This window comes from Pseudomonas sp. GW821-FHT02B10 (assembly GCF_059421865.1).
This window is the reverse complement of record NZ_JBWKVU010000005.1, coordinates 190,990-211,281: the sequence shown is the minus strand read 5'-3', so window position 1 is coordinate 211,281 and position 20,292 is coordinate 190,990. Positions and strand designations below refer to the sequence as shown.

At 65.0% G+C, this 20,292-nt stretch carries 21 protein-coding genes; 13 read left to right on the top strand and 8 right to left on the bottom strand.

The window, feature by feature from the left end; genetic code table 11:
* Positions 1-49: 49 nt before the first annotated feature.
* The 4 genes from AC07VU_RS13665 to AC07VU_RS13650 are packed head-to-tail and all read left to right on the top strand — an operon-like array spanning position 50 to position 3,552.
* A complete protein-coding gene (locus tag AC07VU_RS13665; RefSeq protein ID WP_007925154.1) occupies positions 50-658 on the top strand; it encodes a paraquat-inducible protein A in 609 nt (202 codons plus the stop codon).
* On the top strand, positions 658-1,272 hold the full coding sequence (locus AC07VU_RS13660) for a paraquat-inducible protein A (RefSeq protein ID WP_053262326.1): 615 nt from the start codon (positions 658-660) through the stop codon (positions 1,270-1,272). Before AC07VU_RS13665 ends, AC07VU_RS13660 begins: the two co-directional genes overlap by 1 nt.
* On the top strand, positions 1,265-2,953 hold the full coding sequence (locus tag AC07VU_RS13655; RefSeq protein ID WP_274304413.1) for a PqiB family protein: 1,689 nt from the start codon (positions 1,265-1,267) through the stop codon (positions 2,951-2,953). The genes AC07VU_RS13660 and AC07VU_RS13655 overlap by 8 nt, the downstream gene beginning before the upstream one ends.
* Positions 2,950-3,552 (top strand): PqiC family protein, encoded by a 603-nt coding sequence (locus AC07VU_RS13650; protein ID WP_274304412.1) that lies wholly within the window; start codon positions 2,950-2,952, stop codon positions 3,550-3,552. Before AC07VU_RS13655 ends, AC07VU_RS13650 begins: the two co-directional genes overlap by 4 nt.
* A 103-nt stretch (positions 3,553-3,655) precedes the next feature.
* Here AC07VU_RS13650 and AC07VU_RS13645 read toward each other — a convergent pair whose 3' ends face one another.
* Positions 3,656-4,573, bottom strand: a complete 918-nt coding sequence (locus AC07VU_RS13645; protein WP_053262323.1) for a LysR family transcriptional regulator — start codon at positions 4,571-4,573, stop codon at positions 3,656-3,658.
* 140 nt (positions 4,574-4,713) lie between these two features.
* Between AC07VU_RS13645 and AC07VU_RS13640 the strand changes: the two genes are divergently transcribed.
* The 6 genes from AC07VU_RS13640 to AC07VU_RS13615 all read left to right on the top strand — a co-directional run bounded on the left by AC07VU_RS13640 (position 4,714) and on the right by AC07VU_RS13615 (position 10,493).
* On the top strand, positions 4,714-5,472 hold the full coding sequence (locus AC07VU_RS13640) for a 5-oxoprolinase subunit PxpA (RefSeq protein ID WP_495030027.1): 759 nt from the start codon (positions 4,714-4,716) through the stop codon (positions 5,470-5,472).
* Positions 5,473-5,574: 102 nt separating this feature from the next.
* Positions 5,575-5,820: an acetyl-CoA carboxylase gene (locus tag AC07VU_RS13635; RefSeq protein ID WP_053262321.1), complete on the top strand. Its 246-nt coding sequence runs from the start codon at positions 5,575-5,577 to the stop codon at positions 5,818-5,820.
* Positions 5,821-5,830: 10 nt separating this feature from the next.
* Positions 5,831-7,219 (top strand): acetyl-CoA carboxylase biotin carboxylase subunit, encoded by a 1,389-nt coding sequence (locus tag AC07VU_RS13630; protein WP_277589446.1) that lies wholly within the window; start codon positions 5,831-5,833, stop codon positions 7,217-7,219.
* Positions 7,216-8,088, top strand: coding sequence for a 5-oxoprolinase subunit B family protein (locus tag AC07VU_RS13625; protein WP_495030026.1), 873 nt, complete (start codon positions 7,216-7,218; stop codon positions 8,086-8,088). Before AC07VU_RS13630 ends, AC07VU_RS13625 begins: the two co-directional genes overlap by 4 nt.
* Entirely contained in the window at positions 8,085-9,059 is a 975-nt protein-coding gene (locus tag AC07VU_RS13620) for a 5-oxoprolinase subunit C family protein (RefSeq protein ID WP_495030025.1), read from the top strand. The genes AC07VU_RS13625 and AC07VU_RS13620 overlap by 4 nt, the downstream gene beginning before the upstream one ends.
* Before the next feature lie 111 nt (positions 9,060-9,170).
* Positions 9,171-10,493 (top strand): purine-cytosine permease family protein, encoded by a 1,323-nt coding sequence (locus AC07VU_RS13615; RefSeq protein ID WP_495030024.1) that lies wholly within the window; start codon positions 9,171-9,173, stop codon positions 10,491-10,493.
* Positions 10,494-10,630: 137 nt separating this feature from the next.
* On the opposite strand, the gene AC07VU_RS13610 is transcribed toward AC07VU_RS13615, so the two are convergent.
* Together AC07VU_RS13610 and AC07VU_RS13605 are read right to left on the bottom strand one after the other, a co-directional pair.
* Complete coding sequence (locus tag AC07VU_RS13610) at positions 10,631-12,247, bottom strand: inorganic phosphate transporter (RefSeq protein ID WP_495030023.1); 1,617 nt, start codon at positions 12,245-12,247, stop codon at positions 10,631-10,633.
* Between the two features lie 149 nt (positions 12,248-12,396).
* The gene (locus AC07VU_RS13605) at positions 12,397-13,419 is read right to left on the bottom strand and encodes a transporter (RefSeq protein ID WP_102680540.1); all 1,023 of its coding nucleotides are present in this window, start codon (positions 13,417-13,419) and stop codon (positions 12,397-12,399) included.
* A 274-nt stretch (positions 13,420-13,693) separates the two neighbouring features.
* Between AC07VU_RS13605 and AC07VU_RS13600 the strand changes: the two genes are divergently transcribed.
* Complete coding sequence (locus AC07VU_RS13600) at positions 13,694-15,319, top strand: methyl-accepting chemotaxis protein (RefSeq protein ID WP_495030022.1); 1,626 nt, start codon at positions 13,694-13,696, stop codon at positions 15,317-15,319.
* A 62-nt stretch (positions 15,320-15,381) separates the two neighbouring features.
* Here the strand turns inward: AC07VU_RS13600 and AC07VU_RS13595 are convergent, their stop codons facing one another.
* A complete protein-coding gene (locus tag AC07VU_RS13595) occupies positions 15,382-15,699 on the bottom strand; it encodes a PepSY domain-containing protein (protein WP_007925169.1) in 318 nt (105 codons plus the stop codon).
* A 152-nt stretch (positions 15,700-15,851) separates the two neighbouring features.
* On the opposite strand from AC07VU_RS13595, the gene AC07VU_RS13590 reads away from it, so the two are divergent.
* Positions 15,852-16,739, top strand: coding sequence for a sterol desaturase family protein (locus tag AC07VU_RS13590; RefSeq protein ID WP_274304405.1), 888 nt, complete (start codon positions 15,852-15,854; stop codon positions 16,737-16,739).
* Position 16,740: 1 nt separating this feature from the next.
* Here the strand turns inward: AC07VU_RS13590 and AC07VU_RS13585 are convergent, their stop codons facing one another.
* A complete protein-coding gene (locus AC07VU_RS13585) occupies positions 16,741-17,421 on the bottom strand; it encodes a helix-turn-helix domain-containing protein (protein WP_495030021.1) in 681 nt (226 codons plus the stop codon).
* A gap of 10 nt (positions 17,422-17,431) precedes the next feature.
* Positions 17,432-18,556, bottom strand: coding sequence for a glycerophosphodiester phosphodiesterase (locus tag AC07VU_RS13580; protein ID WP_495030020.1), 1,125 nt, complete (start codon positions 18,554-18,556; stop codon positions 17,432-17,434).
* Positions 18,557-18,806: 250 nt separating this feature from the next.
* Here AC07VU_RS13580 and AC07VU_RS13575 point away from each other — a divergent pair, with 250 nt between their 5' ends.
* Positions 18,807-19,139: a DUF2025 family protein gene (locus AC07VU_RS13575; protein ID WP_007925175.1), complete on the top strand. Its 333-nt coding sequence runs from the start codon at positions 18,807-18,809 to the stop codon at positions 19,137-19,139.
* A gap of 27 nt (positions 19,140-19,166) precedes the next feature.
* Here AC07VU_RS13575 and AC07VU_RS13570 read toward each other — a convergent pair whose 3' ends face one another.
* Together AC07VU_RS13570 and AC07VU_RS13565 are read right to left on the bottom strand one after the other, a co-directional pair.
* Positions 19,167-19,496: an antibiotic biosynthesis monooxygenase family protein gene (locus tag AC07VU_RS13570; RefSeq protein ID WP_495030019.1), complete on the bottom strand. Its 330-nt coding sequence runs from the start codon at positions 19,494-19,496 to the stop codon at positions 19,167-19,169.
* Positions 19,493-20,212, bottom strand: coding sequence for a CTP synthase C-terminal region-related (seleno)protein (locus AC07VU_RS13565; RefSeq protein ID WP_495030018.1), 720 nt, complete (start codon positions 20,210-20,212; stop codon positions 19,493-19,495). Before AC07VU_RS13565 ends, AC07VU_RS13570 begins: the two co-directional genes overlap by 4 nt.
* Positions 20,213-20,292 lie beyond the last annotated feature (80 nt).

Genomic DNA, 20,292 nt, shown 5'->3' with positions numbered 1-20,292 from the left:
TACGCGCCATGGATCAGCGCCCTCCGCTGTCCCACCTGACTCGAAGACCATGACACTCTCTCCCAACTGGATCATCTGCGAGCATTGCGATTCGCTGTACGAATCCGTGCCGCTTGCAAAAGGCCAGACCTCCCAGTGCTCGCGCTGCGGGGCGGTGCTGGAGCGCGCCCGGCACCTGAACGTGCAGCAGCTGCTTGCCCTGTCGATCACTGCGGCGCTGCTGTTCGTGTTCGCCAACGCCTTTCCGGTGATCGGCATCAGCCTCGAAGGCCTGAGCAACGAAGCCACCCTCTGGCAGTCGGTCGAGGCCCTGGCCCAGGGCCGCATCAGCCTGATCGCCGCCGTCACCGGCCTGGCCATCATCCTTGCCCCCGGCCTGCAGATTGCCCTGCTGTGCTGGGTGCTGGGCTTTGCCAACATCGGGCGCGCGGCGCCGGGCTTCAAGGCCTGCATGCGGGCCCTGGAACACCTGCGGCCGTGGAGCATGCTGGAGGTGTGCCTGCTGGGCATCCTGGTGGCCATCGTCAAGCTGGCCGGCATGCTCGACGTGCACCCGGGCCTGGGGCTGTGGTCGCTGGCGATGCTGACGGTGCTGATCATCCTGATTTCCGGCAAGGGCATCCGCCGCCTCTGGGACGACCTGGAGGGCCGCTACTGATGAACCAGCCTCCCTATGCCCGCGACCTGGGCCTGATGCTGTGCCACACCTGCGGCCAGACCTGCCCCCAGGACGTTCACTACTGCCCGCGCTGCGAGGCTGTGGTGCATGCGCGCAAACCCAACAGCCTGAGCCGTACCTGGGCCTTTCTCGTGGCCAGCCTGATTCTCTACATCCCGGCCAACGTGCTGCCGGTGATGTATACCCAGATCTTCGGCAGCGGCAGCGAAAACACCATTCTCAGCGGCGTGCTGGAGTTCTGGCAGCACGGCTCCTGGGACATTGCCCTGTTGATCTTCATCGCCAGCGTGGTGGTGCCGTGCAGCAAGTTCCTGGTCCTGGGGATGCTGCTGATCACCTGCCAGCGCCGCAGCCATTGGGCGATGCGCGAGCGCGCCAAGCTGTACCGCTTTATCGAGGTGATCGGCTACTGGTCGATGCTCGACGTGCTGGTGGTCGCCCTGGTGGCGGCGCTGGTGCAATTCCACGCCCTGAGCTCGATCGAGCCGCGCATGGGCATCCTGTTTTTTGGTTTGGTCGTGGTCCTGACGATGTTCGCGGCCATGAGTTTCGATCCCCGGCTTATCTGGGATGTAGAGGTTGAAGATGTCTGATCATCCAGGTTCCAACGCTTCAAGCGCGCCAGCGAGGCCGGGTACCCCCGCGGTCAGGACGCGCCGGTTCAATATCTCGCTGGTGTGGATCGTGCCCATAGTCGCGGCCCTGGTCGGCCTGTCGATGCTGGTGCACAAATCGCTGTCGGCCGGGCCCGAGATCTCCATCAGCTTCCAGACCGCCGAAGGCCTGGAAGCCAACAAGACTCAGGTCAAATACAAGAACGTGGTAATCGGCAAGGTCACCTCCATCGCTTTGAGCAAGAACCGCAGCAAGGTGATCGCCAAGGTCGAGCTGGACCAGTCGGCGGAGTCCTTCACCGCCGCCGACTCGATGTTCTGGGTGGTGCGCCCGCGCATTGGCGCGGGCGGTGTGTCCGGGGTCGACACCCTGCTGTCGGGGGCCTTTATCGGCGCCGACGCCGGCCAGGAAGAAAAACGCAAGAAGAGCTTCGTCGGCCTGGAAACGCCGCCCCCGGTGACTTACGGGCAAAAGGGCAAGCGCTTCACCCTGCGCACCGATGACCTGGGCTCGCTGGACGTCGGTTCACCGGTCTATTACCGGCGCATCGAGGTGGGCCAGGTGATTTCCTACAAACTGTCGGAAAACGGCAAGGGCGTGGACGTGCGGATCTTCGTCAATGCCCCCAACGACCAGTTCGTCACCACCGACTCGCGTTTCTGGAACGCCAGCGGCGTGGACGTGACCCTGGGCGCCAACGGCCTGAAGGTCAACACCGAATCCATGTCGTCGATCCTCGCCGGCGGCATCGCCTTCGTCGAACCCAAGTACAGCCCCAACGCCAAGCCGGCCGAGGAAAACGCCAGCTACCAGCTGTTCGCCGACCAGGACACCGCGCTGGCGCCGCCCGATGGCGACCCGTACTACATGCGCATGCGTTTCGACCAGACCCTGCGCGGGCTGGCGCTCAATGCGCCGGTGGAGTTCCTGGGGGTGAACATCGGCCGGGTGGTGTCGATGGACCTGGATTACGACGAGCAGAAAAAGACCTTCTCCACCGTGGTCGGCGTGGTGATCTACCCGGCACGCCTGGGCAAGGTCCATCAGCAACTGGAGAAGCTCAGCGGCGCCGACGAAAGTCGCGCGGGCTACCTGATCAGTACCTTTGTCCAGCACGGCCTGCGGGCCCAGGCGCGCAGCGGCAACCTGCTGACTGGCCAGTTGCTTATCTCCCTGGACTTCATCCCCAACGCCAAGCCGGTGGCTTTCGATGCGACCGCGCGGCCGCTGGAAATTCCTACCGTGCCGGGCGGCCTCGACAAGCTGCAAGAGCAGTTGCAGCGGGTGGTGGAGAAGATCAGCAAATTGCCGATCGATACCATCGCCAATAACCTCAACGGCAGCCTGACCGAGATGCAGAAGACCTTGCAGAACGTTAACGGCAAGGTATTGCCAGAAATGCGCGACACCCTGGAGCAGACCAAGAAAACCCTGACCACGGCCAACGACAGCTTCGCCGAGGACTCGCCGCAGCGTCTGCAACTGGGCCAGGCGATGGACGAAGTGCAGCGCACCGCCCGTTCGGTGCGGGTGCTCACCGACTTCCTCAGTCGTCATCCCGAAGCACTGATCCGTGGGCGGCTCAAGGACAATCAGCCGGACGCCTACAAATCCTCGACCTCGTCTTCTCGTGAGCCTGAATCGGAAGTCCAGCCATGAAAAAAACTCTAGTGTTGCTGATCGCGTCCCTGGGCCTGGCGGCCTGCAGCTCGGCGCCGACCCATTACTACACCCTGATGCCGCCGGCGCCCGAGCTGGCGGCTGGTGGCACGGCGTCGGGCCTGCAGTTCGAGATGGCCGGGGTGCGCATTCCGATGCAGGTCGACCAGCCGCAAGTCGTGGTGCGCCAGGACGGCGGCACCCTGGCGATCCTGGAAACCGCGCGCTGGAGCGCGCCGCTGGTGGACGAGTTCCACGACGCCCTGGCCAGCCAGATGGAGCAGCAATTGGGTACGCGCAACCTGGAAGGCCTGCCCAAGTCCGCGGGTCAGCCGATCCTGTCGTTGCAGACCGATGTGCGCCGCTTCGAATCGGTGCCGGGACGTTATGCGTTGATCGACGTGGTGTGGAACCTGCGCCTGCGCGGTGATGGCGTCGAGCGCCGCAGCCTGACCTGCAGCAGCCGCATCAGCCAACCGGCCAGCGTCGAGCTGTCGAGCCTGGTCCAGGCCCATCAGCGGGCCATCGACGAGCTGGCCAAGCGCATTGCCGGCACCGCCAAACGCTGGGCGCAAAACCCCGCCACGCGCTGTTCCTGACACCCTGTAGGAGCGAGCGGGTTCGCGATGCACGTAACGCGGTCGATCGGATGCACCGCGTACCTCATCGCGAGCCAGCTCGCTCCTGGCGCTCTGGCGAGACTTAACGCCGTGCCGACAGCTGCTGCGGCGCGAGGAACGCGTCGTGGAAGTAGTCGCGAAACGCCTGCATCGCCGGGGTGAACACCCGTTCGCGATGCCAGGCCAGGCCGACGCTCATGGGCGTCACCGGGTCGCTCACGGTCAGGGTTTCGATGCGTTTACCTTCCAGCGACCAGGGGCGGTGCACCAGGTCCGAAAGGATCGCCACGCCGCTACCGTTGGCCACCATGCTGCGCACCGCCTCCACCGAACTGGTGCGCACCCGCACCCGGGGTTTCTGCCGGGCGTTTTCCCAATAGCGCATGGCGCTCTGTTCGGCTTCGTCGACGGTCAGCAAGATGTAGGGTTCCTGCGCCACGTCGGCGAGGCTGACGGTGGCGCGCTCGCACAGCGGGTGATGGCTGGGCAGCCACAGGCGGCGTTCGGAGTTGAACAGGGTTTCGGAGACGATGTCCGGGTGGGTGAGGTTGGCGGTCAGCACCACGGCCATGTCGAAGCGACCTTCCAGCAGGCCCTGTTCGATGGCCTGGCGTTCCTGTTCGTGGACCTCGATGGTCACGTCCGGATGCCAGTGTTCCAGGCGTTGCAGGTGGTGCGGCAGGAAGTAGCCGATCACCGTGTAGCTGGCCGCCAGGTGTAGCACGCCGCTGGCGCGGTAGTCCGGCAGCGGGCTGTTCAGCGCGTCATCGACGCTGCGCAGGATCACATAGGCGCGGTTGAGAAAGTGCCGTCCGGCGTCGGTCAGGTTCATGCCCTGGGCCGAACGCAAGAACAGCTGCACGCCGAGCATGGCTTCCAGTTCCTTGATCGCCGTGGTCACCGCCGACTGGGAGATGTTCAGGTGGATCGCCGCCTGGGAAATCTGTCCGATCTCGGCGGTGGCGACGAAGTAGCGGACCTGGCGCAAGGTGAGGGACATCACGAACTCCTCAAGGCTTCTACAGGGGAATAGATATCTGTTTTTCAGAAGATGCCGTATCTGATAATAGATCTTCCCAAGGGGTCAAGGGCGGCCGTAATTTCCACTGCACGAAGTCACGAGAAGTTGGAGCAACAGTGATGCAGGCAGTGGATTTCAATTCGGACATGGGCGAGAGCTTTGGCCCCTGGACCATCGGCGATGGCGTCGATAACGAGCTGATGGGCTTCATCAGCTCAGCCAACATCGCCACCGGCTTTCATGCCGGCGACCCCGGTACCATGCGGCGTACCGTCGAGCAGGCCAAGCGCCTGGGCGTGGCCATCGGTGCCCATCCGGGGTTCCGCGACCTGGTGGGGTTCGGCCGCCGGCACATCAATGCCCCGGCCCAGGAACTGGTGGACGACATGTTCTATCAGCTCGGCGCCCTGCGCGAACTGGCGCGGGTCCAGGGCGCGGCGCTGCAACACATCAAGCCCCATGGCGCGCTCTACATGCACCTGGCGCGGAATGAAGAAGCCGCCCGCTTGTTGGTTGAACACCTGCAAGTCCTGGAGCCCGGGCTGCTGCTGTATTGCATGCCCGGTTCGGTGATCTGGCGGGTGGCCAGGGAGCTGGGCCAGCCAGTGATCCGCGAGTTCTACGCCGACCGCGAGTACGACCTCAGCGGCTCCATCGTCTTCACCCGCAATGTTCGCGCCCTCGATCCGACCACGGTCGCCGCCCGTGTGGTGCGCGCTTGCCAGCAAGGCCTGGTGCGCACCGTGGAGGGTGAGGACCTGGAGATCGAGTTCGACTCCATCTGCCTGCACAGCGACACCCCTGGCGCCCTGTGTCTGGTGGAGGCCACCCGCGCCGCCCTGGACCAGGCCGGAATCGAGGTGCGTGCGCCGCGCTGAGCCGATCCGCAACCCCCCAGACACAACACCAGGCGCGAAGACGCCGGGGTTCGCCGAAGATTTTTTGCCTGCCTTTCTACAACTATTCCAAGAGGAACAGACATGGCCGAACATTCCGTTATCACCCCCTTGCCGGGCACCTTCTATCGCAAGGCCACGCCCGAGTCGGCGCCCTTCGTCGAGGTTGGCGAGCGCGTCGACGCCGCCACCGTGATCGGCCTGATCGAAGTCATGAAGCAGTTTTCCGAACTGACCGCCGGGACGGCCGGTCGCCTCAAGGCCTTCGCGGTAGAGGACGGCGATCCGGTGGAACCGGGTCAGGTCGTTGCCACGCTCGATGACCAGTGAGGGCAGGCCCATGACTCGAACCATCAGTACTCAAGCCATCAGCAAACTGCTGGTGGCCAACCGTGGCGAAATCGCCGTGCGCATCATTCGCGCGGCCAAGGCCCTGGGTATCCCCACCGTGGCCGCGTGCAGCGAAGCGGACGTCGACTCCATGGCCGCGCGCCTGGCCGATGAGGTGCAGGTGCTGGGCCCCGCCCGCGCCGACCAGAGCTACCTGAACGTGCAGGCGTTGCTGGGCGCCTTGCAGGCCAGCGGCGCCAATGCGGTGCACCCCGGCTACGGGTTTCTCTCGGAGAACGCCGAGTTCGCCGCAGCTGTGGAAGCGACGGGGGCGATCTTCGTCGGGCCCAGCCCGGACACCATTCGCCGCATGGGCGACAAGGCTGAAGCCCGGCGCACTGCCCAGGCCGCCGGGGTGCCGGTGGTGCCGGGTTCGCCCGGGGAACTGTTCGAACTCGACATGACCCTGCAAGCCGCCGAGGCCGTGGGTTTTCCGCTGCTGATCAAGGCCTCGGCCGGTGGCGGCGGACGGGGTATTCGCCTGGCGGAAAACGCCAGCCAACTGGCGGAAGAATTCCCCCGTGCCCAGCGCGAGGCGCAGACCGCCTTCGGTAATGGCGCGCTGTACCTGGAGCGTTTTATCGGCAAGGCCCGGCATATCGAAGTGCAGGTGCTGGGCGATGGCAAGCACGCGGTGCACCTGTTCGAGCGTGAGTGTTCGCTGCAACGGCGGCGGCAGAAAATCTTCGAGGAAGCGCCATCGCCGGTCCTCAACAACCTGCAGCGGGAAACCCTGTGCGCCAGCGCCGTGCGCCTCAGCGAAGCCCTCGGCTACAGGGGCGCGGGTACCCTGGAATACCTGTATGACGAGACCAGCGGCGAGTTCTTTTTCATCGAGATGAACACGCGGATCCAGGTCGAGCATCCGGTCAGCGAACTGGTGACCGGCATCGACCTGGTCCAGGCCCAGTTGCGCATTGCCGGCGGCGAACCGCTGGGGTTGCGGCAAAGCGATATCCGACTCAATGGCGCGGCCTTGCAGATGCGCATCAACGCCGAAGACCCGGCCCGGGACTTCTTCCCCAGCCCCGGTGTGGTGCAAGAGTTGATCTGGCCGCAAGAGGCGGGTGTACGGGTCGACAGCCATCTGTACCCGGGATACCGTGTGCCGCCGTACTATGACTCGCTGCTGGCCAAGCTGATTGTCCATGGTCGCGACCGTGGCGAGGCCTTGGCCCGGGCGCGGATCGCCCTGGAACACTGCACATTGAGCGGCATGGCCAGCACCCTGGACCTGCACCGGGAATTGCTCGCCGAGCCCTGGCTGCACCATGCCGACTTCCATACCGGCACCCTGGAGACCTGGCTGGCCGCGCGCCGTATGGGAGGTGCCGCATGAACACCTCGATCCGCTACAGCTTCGGTGCCGACGAGCACCTGTTCGCCGAGGTCAGCGACAGCATGTCCCTGGAAGCCTTCTTCAAGGGCATGGCGGTGACCCGCGCCGTGGAGCGCCTGGAACTCGATGGCGTACTCGATGTGTGCCTGGCCAACGCCTCGTTCCAGATCCGTTTCGACCTCGACCGCATTGCCCCCCGTGCGCTGCTCGAAGCCGTGCAAGGGGCCGAGGCCGAGGCGGTGGCCGAGCGCACCCTGCACACCCGGATCATCGAGATCCCGGTGCTGTACAACGACCCCTGGACCCATGAAACCCTGATGCGTTTTCGCGACCGGCACCAGGACCCGAGCGCCACCGACCTGGAGTACGCGGCGCGGATCAATGGCTTGGCGGACGTCGAGGCGTTTATCGCCGCCCACAGTGGCGCGCCCTGGTTCGTGTCGATGGTGGGTTTCGTCGCCGGCCTGCCGTTCATGTTCCAGATGGTCGAGCGCGAGCGCCAGTTGCAGGTGCCCAAGTACCTGCGGCCGCGCACCGACACGCCAAAGCTGACCCTCGGCCACGGTGGCTGTTTCGGCTGCATCTACTCGGTGCGCGGCGCCGGCGGCTACCAGATGTTTGGCGTCACCCCGGCGCCGATCTACGACCCGCAGCAGAACCTGGCGTACCTCAAGGAACACATGGTGTTCTTCCGCCCGGGCGACATCGTGCAGTTCAAGCCCATGGACCGCGAGGCCTATGACCGGGCGGTGGCCGAGGTCGAGGCCGGGCGGTTCGACCTGCGCATCCGTCCGGTGGAGTTCTCCCTGGATGCGTTCCTCGCCGACCCGGTCGGTTATCCCAAGTCGTTGCAGGAGGTGCTGGCATGATCAAGGTCATCAAACCCGGCCTGGCCACCTCGGTGCAGGACCTGGGCCGCGAAGGTTATTACCACCTGGGCATTCCACCATCCGGAGCCCTGGACCAGTACGCCCTGAGCGCGGCCAACCAGTTGGTGGGCAACCCGGCTGGCGCGGCGGGGCTGGAGTGCACATTGCTCGGCCCGGAACTGGCATTCACCCGCGATGCGCTGGTGGCGGTCTGTGGCGCCCACATGACACCCAAGGTCGATGGCGTGGACATGCACCTGGACACTGCCTTTGCGGTCAAGGCCGGGCAAGTGTTGCGCTTCGATTTTCCCAAGGCCGGCGCCCGGGCCTACCTGGCGGTCGCCGGTGGCATCGATGTGCCGCTGGTGCTGGGCAGTCGCTCGACCTATGCCCTGGGCGGCCTCGGTGGTTTCCAGGGGCGGCGGCTGGTGGCGGGGGACGAGTTGCCGGTGGGTGTCGACAGCGCCAAGAGCCGGCCGGGCGCCAGCCTGCCCATGGCCCTGCGCCAGGCGCTGGGTGGCGAGATCAGCCTGCGGGTGGTGCCTGGTCTGTACTACGAGCGCCTGACCGACGCGGCCAAGGCCAGCTTCTTTGCCGAGCCCTGGACCGTGGGTTCGGAAGCCGACCGCATCGGCTATCGCTTCAAGGGCGGCAGCGCCCTGGGCTTCCAGCCACGAGAGCAGCCGTTCGGCGCCGGTTCCGATCCGTCGAATATCGTCGACAGCTGTTACCCCATAGGTTCGATCCAGGTCCCCGCCGGGCTCGAACCCATAGTGCTGCACCGCGATGCGGTGTCCGGTGGCGGCTACGCCATGATCGGCACGGTGATCAGCTCCGACCTCGACCTGATCGGCCAGATGCAACCCAACCAGAAGGCCCGTTTCGTCGCGGTGACCCTGGAAGAAGCGCTGGAGGCCCGGCGCTCCTACAAGAAAAAGCTCGCCTGTCTGAGCAAGCTGTTCCCTTCCTGATTCTGCCCGCCGCCTGGCGCGGGTAAATGCCAAAAGGTTGGTGCCACTGCGCTTCGGTGCGGTGGCGGCTGCCCGCGCTTCAACCTTTGACTGGTCCTGGAGTTCACGCATATGGCTGCTTTATCGCAAGCGAATCAAACCGGGCAGGACCCGGCCAATCTCCCTGTCGCCGCGGATGCGCGCATGGGCAAGCTGTCGCTGACCATGGCCTGGTGGGCCGTGTGCAGCGCCATGTTCTACATCGTGGTCGGTGCGTCCCTGGCGTTGGCCCACGGCTCCCGCAATGCGCTGATCGGCATGCTGCTGTCGGTGCTTTGCTATGGCCTGGTCAACAGCGTGCTCAGCCGTTTTGCCATGCGCAGCGGGTTGTCGGTGGCGCTGTTTTCCCGGCTGCTGTTCGGCAGCAGCGGGGCCTGCCTGGCGACGCTGATTTTCTTCTCCACGGCGATCTACTACGCAGTGTTCGAAGGCTCGGTGATCGCGGTGGCGCTCAATCATCTGTACCCGCAGTTGGTGTATCCGCTGGCGGCCCTGCTGGTGGTGCTGTACAGCGTGCCGCTGATTCTGGGCAGCGTGCAGCACTGGCTGGACAAGCTCAACGGCGTGCTGCTGCCGGTGTACCTGGGCGGGCTGCTGGTGGCGGTGGGGCTGTCAATCGCGCGTTATGGCTACCAACCGCAGTGGCTGGATTTCGGCCCGGCCAGCCCCGGCGCCTTTGCCTGGTGGGACTGTTTCGTGGCGTACATGGGGGTGTGGATCCTGATGCTGTTCACCTTCGACTACGCGCGCTTCGGCAAGCCTGAAGACGCCGGCTACCACGGGCGCTGGAACTTCGGCATGCCGTTCTACGCGGTGACTTTCCTGCTCAACGGCGCGGCGGGCATCTACCTGGTCAGCAGCATTCCCCACGAAGGCGCGCTCAACGAAGTCTCGGTGGTGATGGCGATCCTGCAACTCATGGGGCTGTGGGGGCTGCTGTTCGTCTGGGCCACGCAAACCCGGATCAACACTGCCAATTACTACCTGGCGACCCTGAACATGCAGGCGTTCTTCGGCCGCTTCGGCGTGCGCGGTTCATACCTGATGTGGGCGCTGGCGGTAGGGGGGATCGTCTACGTCCTGATGCTGGCGGACGTGTTCGCCTATCTGCTCAAGGCGCTGGCCTACCAGGGTATCTTCGTCGTCGCCTGGGTTGGCGTGGCGCTGGCGCAGATCCTGTTCGGGCGCACCGAGGTGGCGGCCATCGAGCGTGTCGCAGCGTTCAACGGTGTGGGGCTGAGCGCCTGGTTCGGCGGGACCGCCCTGGGGCTGTTGCTGATGTGGGCCGGCGGTGGGCTGGCGAGTTTTTCCGCACCGCTGACCGGGGGGTTGGCGTTTGTCTTGCAAGTGGGGCTGTCCAGCCGTATTCACCCCAGACTGCCACAGTCCGTGTAGCCGCTGCCGCAGGCTGCGATCCAGTCCGCAGGACTGGCAAACCGGACAACACACAATATCAGGAAGATCGCGGAGTCAGGTTTTGGGGCCGCTGCGCGGCCCATCGCAGCCTGCGGCAGCGGCTACAGGGCCGGTGTTCAGAACAATTGGGTGAACAGCCAGTACAGGCTGCCGGACAGCAGGATCGCCGCCGGCAGGGTCAGTACCCAGGCCATCAGCAGGTTGCGGATGGTCTGCATCTGCAGGCCGCCGCCGTTGGCGACCATGGTCCCGGCCACGCCCGAGGACAGCACGTGGGTGGTGGACACCGGCAGGCCGAACAGATCGGCGGCGCCGATGGTCAGCATCGCCACGGTTTCCGCCGAGGCGCCCTGGGCGTAGGTCAGGTGGGTCTTGCCGATCTTCTCGCCGACGGTGACCACGATGCGTTTCCAGCCGACCATGGTGCCCAGGCCGAGGGCGATGGCCACGGCGATCTTCACCCACAGCGGAATGAAGCGCGTGGCGTTGTCGATCTGCTGCTTGAACAGTTGCAGCTTGCCCTGGGTGTCGGCGTCGAAATCGCCGACCTGGTACTTGTCCATCAGGCGGATGGTTTCGCTGCTCAGGTACATGTCGTTGCGCACGTTGCCCATGGCTTCGGCCGGCACCTTGGCCAACGAGCCGTAGCCCTTCACTTCGTCACCGATATGACCGGTCAGGGCGGCCAGGGCCGGGACCAGCTGCGGCGTGGCTTCCTTGCTGCGCACGTAGTCGGAAAGCACCGCGCGCGGGTCGGCCGGGGCCGGTTGCGGGGCGTTTTTCACCAGGGCTTGCTGGGTGACCTCGGCCACCGCGGCGAATTGCAGGGCCTGGTCGGCCGGCATGGTGCGGTTCAGCGCGTAGGCCATGGGCAGGGTGCCGACCAGGATCAGCATGATCAGGCCCATGCCTTTCTGGCCGTCGTTGGAACCATGGGCGAAGGACACGCCGGTGCAGGTGACGATCAGCATGCCGCGAATCCACCACGGCGGCGGGGTATTGCCCTTGGGCGCCTTGTACAGCGCGCGGTTCTTCACGAACAGGCGCAGGGCCAGGAGCAGCAGGGCGGCGAAGGCGAGGCCGATCAGCGGCGAGAACAGCAGGGCGTAGCCGACCTTGGTGGCCTGGCTCCAGTCCACGCCGCTGGTGCCGTCGCGGCCGTGCATCAGGGCGTTGGCCACGCCGACGCCGATGATCGAGCCGATCAGGGTGTGGGACGACGAGGCTGGCAGGCCCAGCCACCAGGTGCCGAGGTTCCATAGGATGGCGGCGATCAGCAGGGCGAAGATCATGGCGAAGCCGGCCGACGAACCGACCTGCAGGATCAGCTCCACCGGCAGCAGGGCGATGATGCCGAAGGCCACCGCGCCGCTGGACAGCAGCACGCCGAGGAAATTGAAGAAACCCGACCAGACCACCGCGAAATGCGGCGGCAGCGAGTGGGTATAGATCACCGTGGCCACGGCGTTGGCGGTGTCGTGGAAGCCATTGACGAACTCGAAGCCCAGGGCGATCAGCAGCGCCACGCCGAGCAGCAGGAACGGGGTCCAGGTGGTGACCGTGGTGCCCAGCTCGTGCACGTCGTGCATCAGGCTGTAGGCGGTGAACAACAGGCCCATGGCGAGGACCGCGAAGAACACCACCAGGGTGAAGGGGCTGGCTTTTTTCTCCAGCTGCGGTCTGGCTTCGAGGGCGGGGGAAGGGGAGGTGGCGGTCAGGGAAGGGGTGGCCATTGCCGGACAATCCTGTGGCAGGGAGGAGTGTCGCCCATGATCGTTGCCAAATATTACAGAGAGGCTGCCTCAGGTCAGTGTTTGGGTGAATCCTTTAACCATTGGTCAAGAAGCAGCCCCATTTTCTGTAGGAGCGAGCGGGCGGCGGCCTACATATCCTGGCGCTTGCGAAACGCCCAGCGGCCGGCGATGACGGTGAAGGTGGCGACCAGCGCGACGAGGATCCAGAAGCCCTCCGGGTCCTCGGAGAAGGGGATGCCGCCGACGTTCATGCCGAAGAAGCCGGCGATGATGTTGATCGGCAGCGCCAGCACCGTGACCACGGTCAGGGTGAACAGGGTGCGGTTGGTCTGTTCGTTGATATTGGCGGCGATTTCTTCCTGCAGCAGCTTGATCCGTTCGCCGAGGGCGGTGAGGTCGTTGATGATCAGGGCGAACTCCTCGGTGGACTTGCGCAGCTCCTTGACGTCCTCCTTCTGCAGCCACTGCGGCGGACGGTTGAGCAGCCGCAGCAGCGAGCCCGGCTCCAGCGCCAGCAGGCGTTGCAGGCGCACCAGCACCCGGCGCATGGCCCCCAGCTCGGCACGGTTGGTGGAGATCCGCGCGGCCAGCAACTGGTCTTCGATCTGGTCGACGTTGAGGCTGGTCTTGCGCACGATCTGGGTCAGCACTTCGCCCTGGTCGCGCAGCAGGTGCACCAGCAGTTCCAGGGGCGAGCGGAAACGTTCGCCGGCCTTGACCGAGGAGCGCAGCTTGTCCACCGAATGCAAGGGTTGCAGGCGCGCGCTGACGATCAGCCGGCTGCGCACGCAGACCCACAGGGTGGAGATGTCCGAGGAAACCATGCTGCCGAAGTTGAACACCACGTCGTTGACCACCGCCAGCAGGGCCGAGTCCACATGCTCGATACGGGTCGAGCGCGAGCCTTCGTGCAAGGCCTCGAAGAATTCCTCGGGCAGGGCCAGGTGAGTCTGCATCCAGCGTTCGCAGGCGGCATGGGCCAGGTTCAGGTGCAGCCAGAGAAACGCCTCGCCATCGTCCGGCTGTTGCAGGGCTTGCAGGGCCTTGGCCGAATCCAGTTCGCGACCCCGCTCGCCGGGGCGGAACGCAAAGCCGTAGAGCAGGCCGAACAGATCCGAATCGCGATGGGCATGGTCGAGGCTGTGGTTCATGGAGGCTCGCAGGAGGGAAGGCACCTGTAGGCGGTTTTACAGGTTCACTTGAGCCCGATCATCGCAAGGCTTCATGACCATTTTGTGATGGTTCGAAGTGCAATATTCGGCGGTTATAACCGGCTGTCGGAGGCGCTCAAGAAAGCCTGTTTCAGGCCGATCACGCCTACGACGACTGCGCGATCGGCTTGCCCCGGTTTGCCTGACAGGGATGTTCGCACGCTACCCATGCCCGCCTCGGGCGTGCTCTATCCCTGTTGAGAGATCTCATTCGATGTCCTTGCAAAAATCCCTGAGAGCGCAAGTTCTGGCTTTGTTGAGTGGCAGCCTGCTGGCGGTGCTGTTGATCGCGCTGGCGTGTTTTCACTTCCTGTCCAACGGCGTGCAAAGTTATCGCGAACTGATCGAGGGGCCGTTGCGCACCTCGCAGTTGATCGATGAAGCCAACCTGCAATTCAAGGTCCAGGTGCAGGAATGGAAAAACGTGTTGCTGCGTGGCAAGCAGAGCGCCGACCTGAGCAAATACTGGCAGCAGTTCGAGGATCGCCAGCGCGATGTGCAGGGCATTCTTGGCCAGCTGGCGGCCGAGCCCGGCATCGATGCGGCGCTCAAGGGCCGTATCGAGCGCTTGCGTGAAGAGCACCGGGTGCTGGGCACGGCGTACCAGAAAGGCCGCGATGCCTTTGTCGCCGCCGGTGCCGATCCGGCCGCCGGCGATGCAGCGGTCAAGGGCGTGGACCGCGCCACCAGCGAGCAGATGAGCGAACTGGTGAGTGAGCTGCGCAAGCAGGGCAGCGAGCGGTCGCGCGACATCAGCGCCGCCGCCCAGCGCACGGTGTGGATCGGCCTGCTGGTGATGCTGGCCTCGGGGTTGCTGATTGGCCTGCTGAGCCTGTGGCTGGTCAACCGCAGCCTGGTGGAGCCGATCCGCCAGTTGATCGACTACGTGGCGCAACTCAGCCGTGGGCGGATTGCCGAGCGCGTGGCCAGCAGTCGTCAGGACGAGCTGGGCAAGCTGGCGGTGGCCGCCAACACCTTGCGCGATTTCCTCGCTGAAACCTTCAGCCGCCTGCAGCGCAGCGCCACCGACCTGGACAGCTCCAGCGGCGAGCTGAATGCGATTGCCACCCTGATGTCCCAGGGCACCAACGATCAGTTCAATCGCACCGATCAGGTCGCCACGGCGATGAACGAAATGTCCGCCACCGCCCAGGAAGTGGCGCGCCATGCGGTGGATGCGGCGCGCGCCGCCGATGACGCCGACCAATCGGCCCAGCAGGGCGAGCAGGTGATGCAGGGCACCATCCACACCATCACCCTAATGCGTGGCGAAATCGCCAACACCGCCGAGGTGATCCGCCGTCTGGAAGCCGACAGCGGGCGCATCGGCAAGGTCCTGGAAGTGATCCGCGGCATCGCCGAGCAGACCAACCTGCTGGCGCTCAACGCGGCCATCGAGGCGGCGCGGGCCGGCGAGGCCGGGCGTGGTTTCGCCGTGGTCGCCGACGAGGTACGCAGCCTGGCGCAGCGCACCGCGGCGTCGATCATCGAGATCAACCAGATTATCCAGAGCGTGCAGACCGGCGCGCTGGACGCCGCCCATGCGATCGAGAGTGGCCAGGCGCGCAGCGATGCCAGCGTCGAGCAGGTGACCCAGGCCGGCGCCATGCTGGAGCGGATCACCGAGGCGGTCGAGGCGATCCGCGACATGAACCGGCAGATCGCCACGGCGGCGGAAGAGCAGACCTCGGTGGCCGAGGACATCTCGCGCAACCTGACCGAGATCACCACGATCGCCAGCACCAACCTGGATAATGTGCAGCGCACCGAGCGCGCCAGCCAGAACCTGCACGAGCTGTCGGGGCAGTTGAACGAGGTGACGGCACGCCTGAGTGCCTGATGCGCCAGCGCATGAAAAAGCCGCGTGGCCTTTCGGCCGCGCGGCTTTTTTGTCCTGAAGAATTACTTGTCTTGCTTGTTGCTCAGGACCTTGCCGGTCTTGGCATCCAGGTCGACGTCCCACTCGACGCCCTTGGCGTCACGCAGTTCCACCTGGTAGACGTAGGCGCCGGCCGCTGTTTGCTCAAGCTCGGTGTCGGTGATGTTGGCGGCGGTGGTGCCAGGGTGTTCGGCCAGTGCTGCCTGGTTGAGTTTTTCCAGGTCCATGATGGTGCCAGCCTTGAGCAGGCCCGGGATCAGGTCCGGGCGCACGTCGGCCTGGGCCAGGCCGGCGGTCAGGGTCAGGGCGGTAGCGGCGAACAGGGCAGTCAACGTTTTCATAGGGTCTTTCCTTGGGGTGATTCGTTTAAGTGGGTTCAGGTTAGCCGGTACAACTTAATTCACCCTTAATTCAGCGCAAGCTTTGCGCCGTTTGTTCAATTGCAGTGGCCCTCGGGTCTTTCAAGCTGTGCTCTCGAACAGGAGAGGCAGTGATGAAAGCAATGATCAAAGGCTTGTACGGTCCCGCGTTTTTCGCCGGCTTCATCGGCGCTGGCGTGTGGGTGATGGGCACGCCGGGGCTGGCCCCGGGCTGGTTGCTACTGGTGTTCGCCGGGGCGCTCGGGGTGTCCTTTCTGGCGGAGTGGTGGTTGCCCTATGAGGTGGACTGGAACCGCCCGCAACAGGATCGCTTGCGCGACGTGTTGCACGCGCTGGTCAATGAAAGCCTGAACGCCCTGGGGTTGCTGCTGTTGCCGGGGCTGGTGAGCCTGCTGGCGTTCGATGGCCTGTGGCCGCGCGGCTGGCCGCTGTGGGCGCAGTTGGCGCTGGCGATGGTCATCGCCGACTGCGGCCTGACCCTGGCACATTACTTCAGCCATCGGCTGCCCTGGCTGTGGCGCCTGCATGCGGTGCATCACAGCGTGCAGCGCTTGTATGGCTTCAACGGCTTGATGAAGCACCCGCTGCATCAGTTGCTGGAAGCCAGCGCCGGACTATTGCCGCTGCTGTTCTTGGGAATCCCCTTGCCGGTGGCGCAACTGCTGGCGTTTGCCATTGCCATCCAGCTGCTGTTGCAGCACTCCAATGTCGACATGCGCCCCGGTCCCCTGGGCTGGGTGTTTGCCTGGGCGCCGATGCATCGCTTTCACCACATGAAGTACGGCACCGCCGGCAATGTGAATTTCGGCCTGTTCCTGAATGTCTGGGACTGGTTGCTGGGCACGGCGTTTTATTCCTCGGCCTACCCGATCCGCCAGGGCGACCTGGGCATCGGCAGCCAGCCGGATTATCCGCAGGCGTATTGGCGACAGTTGCTGGCACCCTTCAGCAGGCAAGCCGTGCAGGAGGAGCCGCCGGTGCCCTTGCCGTTGCGCCGTTGAGTCAGTCCAGCAGGCGCAACTCGATATGTTGCAGGGCCTGGCGCGCGGTGACGCCGAACAGGGTTTTCAGGGTGCGGGAGAAATGCGCGGAATCGGCGAACCCGGCGCCATGAGCCGCCTCGGTGATGGCCTGGCCCGCCAGCACCAGGCCCATCGCCAGGCGCAGGCGCCGCCACAGCACCAGGCGCCGCACCGGCAACCCGAGCTGGCCGCTGAACAGCCGCTCGAGCTGGCTCAGGGACAGGTGCGCATGGGCCGCCAGGGCGCTGGCCGAGACCTTGCCGGCCAATTGTCGGTCGAGGGCGGCCAGGGCCTTTTCGATCCGCCGGTCCTGCAAGATTCGGCGCGGGCAACGCCGCAGCGCCTCGGTCAGTGCCGGCAGCGTCAGCTCGACACTCAGCAGGCTGTCTTGCAGGGCCTGGGCGTCAATCGTCAGCGGTTCGGCGTAGAGGGTGAACAGGGGCCCGGGCGCATCGAGGATGGCATGCCGTTGCATGGCCGGGATAAACACCTGTCGGGCGGTGCAGGGCAGGCCGTCGAGGCTGACGGTGACCGGTGCGGTGGGGGCGAGGATCAGTTGATGGGCGTAGTGGGCGTGAGGTGCGGTACGCCCCAGCTCGCCCTGGATCAGTCCGTAGTCACGCCCGAGCCACAGCTGGCCTGTCCACTCGGGCGTGCGCACGGCGACCGGCTCAGTAGCCGTTGGCCTCGAGCAACTGGCTGACGCTGCCGCTGGCCGGGCGCTTGACGTACTTGAGCAGCTCCGCGGCGCGGTTGGTGAAGATGCCGTCGACACCGGAGTCCAGGACCTTCTTGAAGTCCACCGGCTCGTCGATGGTGTAGACGTGCACCAGCAGGCCCTGGTCGTGGGTGAACTGGTTCATCCAGGGTTGCACCAGGTCGAAATAGCTCTGGTCTCCACCCTTGGCCAGTGCCGCCGACGGGCCGGTGCCGATGGCGCCCTGGGCCTTGGCGTAGCTGACCCACTGCTCGAACTCGGCTTTGTCCTTGGGCTCCTGCTTGGCGTAGTAGGCCGCCTTGTCCTTCTCGCCGCTGTTGGCGAAGGTCACGTCGGACTTGGGCTGCATGCCGCCTTCACCGATCCACAGCAGGAGGATCTTCGGCACTTTCGGCATTTCTTTCTGCAGCAGTTCCAGGCTGCTCTTCTCGAAGGTCTGCAACACCACCTTGCCTTTGCCCTGGCCTACTGCCAGGTCGCTTTTCGCCAGCTTGGAGCCGGCCGGGCTGAGCCAGCCGCGGTCCTGGAGTTTTTCCTTGAGGTCGTGCTCGATGCCGGGGAACTGCTTGGGCTCCTTGGTCTCGATGTACAGGCCGGGTTTGTGATGCGGGTTGCTCTGGGCGATGTCGATGATTTCGTCGAGGGTCAGGATCTTCAGGCCGACGTAGCTCGCACGGGCACGGTCGGGATAGGCCTGGTTGAACCAGCTGCCGGCGTCGAGGGTTTTCAGCTCGGCCATGGTGAAGGCGTTGGCCGGGCTGTCCTTGCGCTCGGGAAACTTGCTGGCGACGTCGGTGGTGCGCTGCAGGTTGTTGTCGTGCAGGGCGAACAGCACGCCGTCCTTGCTGCGTTGCAGGTCCATTTCCAGGTAGTCGGCGCCCAGGTCGCGGGCCAGTTTGTAGGCGGCGGCGGTGGACTCCGGTGCATCGAAGGACGCGCCCCGGTGAGCGATCACCGCGGGGTGTGGAATGCCTTGGCTGACAGCCAGTGCGGTGGGGCTTGGGTTGGCGGCCTGTGCCTGGCCCAGGCCAAGCATCAGGCTCAGCATCAGGGCGCTTTTGGTGAAGGTGGCAGGCATGGTCGAGGTCCTTTCGTGGAGGGCGATTTTCAAAGGACTACCTTTTAACAATTGAATGGCCGTTGTGCTATCGCGAAACCGACATAAATCTGCACCTGCGGCAAATTTTCCGACGCTTTTGTGGGGTGCTTTGCAGTACGCTTGCGCCCTGAAGTTTCCCCGTCAGAGGGAAGCGCGAAAACATTTCCACTCTTGCCTGGCGTGTAAACCATCGATCACCTGTCCTTCGGGACACTCAGTGAGGTTTACCATGCGCATCACATCCGAACTCATCTGCCAGGCCGCTGACCAGCTCAAGGGGTTTGTCGGTTTCAACCGCAAGAGCGGCCAGCACATCGTGCGCTTCAGCGAAGACTCCTTCGGCATGGACGTCGCCGACGACGCTATCACCCCCGCCAGCGAATTCGTCTGGGCCAGCGCCGAGGGCCAGGTCATGGTGCTCAAGCGCGAGCTGATCCAGCTGCTGCTGGAGCAGAACATCGACGACCGCATCAACATCAGCGAACCCTTGCGCGTGTACATGCGCCGCACCGACCTGCCGGAGATTTCGGCGGTGCGCAATCTGCTGCCGGCGGCGCAATAACCGGGATGCGCGGTGGCCGGGCTGGTGCTATCGCGAGCGTTCGAACAGGTAGGCGCGTTCGACCTTGCACACCCGGGTGTGACAGGCCGCGTACCAGTCGCTGCGCCCGCGTTCGCGGGCGATGCGGTGTTCGGCCTGCTGCTTCCAGGCGAGGATCGAGGCCTGGTCCCGCCAATAGGAGACTGTGATGCCGAAGCCCTCCTCGTTACGCGCGAACTCCATGCCGAGAAACCCCGGTTGCTGCCGCGCCAGTTCGACCATGCGTTCGGCGGTCTGCTCGTAGGCCGGGTCCGGTTCGCGGCGCTGGGCGCTGAAGATCACCGCGTAATAGGGGGCCTCGGGGGTATGGGCGATCATGCGCGCCGCTCCAGGCAAGCAGCGAGCAGGGCGCTGACCAGGGGCGGCACGACGCCTTTGAGCGCTGCCCGTTCCGGCTGGAACAGGGTGGCGACAAAAAACCGCTGGTCGCGCAGTTCCACCGCCCGCAGGTCGCCGGCCGAGTCGTAGCCGCTGGGGCGCAGGTCGTGCTTGAGCAGTTGCACCGCGAACTGCGGATTGACCCCGTAGCGACAGCGATACCCCTCGCTGATCTGGCGCTCGCCATAGGCTTCGGCGATGCGGCTGCCTTCGCTCAGATGAATGCTGTCGGTGGCCTCCACCAAGGAGCAGGTCAGCGGCGTGAGCAAGGCGCGTGCTGCTTCGGGATGGGTTTCGCCGTGTTCGGCATCGGCCCAGCCCAGCACGTTGCGCGCGTACTCCAGCACCGCGTGCTGAAAACCGCCGCAGGTGCCGAGGAAGGGGCGGTGCTGCTCGCGGGCAAAGCGGATCGCCCGCAAGGCGCCGTCCATCGAGCGGTAGGGGCTGGCGGGCACACACCAGATACCGTCGACCGCTTGCAGTGGCGCATCGCTGGTGAGGCTGTCGGTGGCCAGCCAGCGATAGTGCACCTTGAGGCTGGTTTCCTCGGCGGCCATTTCCAGGGCCAGGGGAATGGCCTGGTGCGCGGTGACCTGAGGGTCGTAGTCGCCCACCAGGGCGATGTGCAGGGTCGGCGGATGTGCGATGTGCGGCATGGATTTCTCCTGGTAGGGCCAACGCTTGTCGGTTGCTGGACGCCACTATAGATTGGCGCTCACGCACTCAATATTGGCGT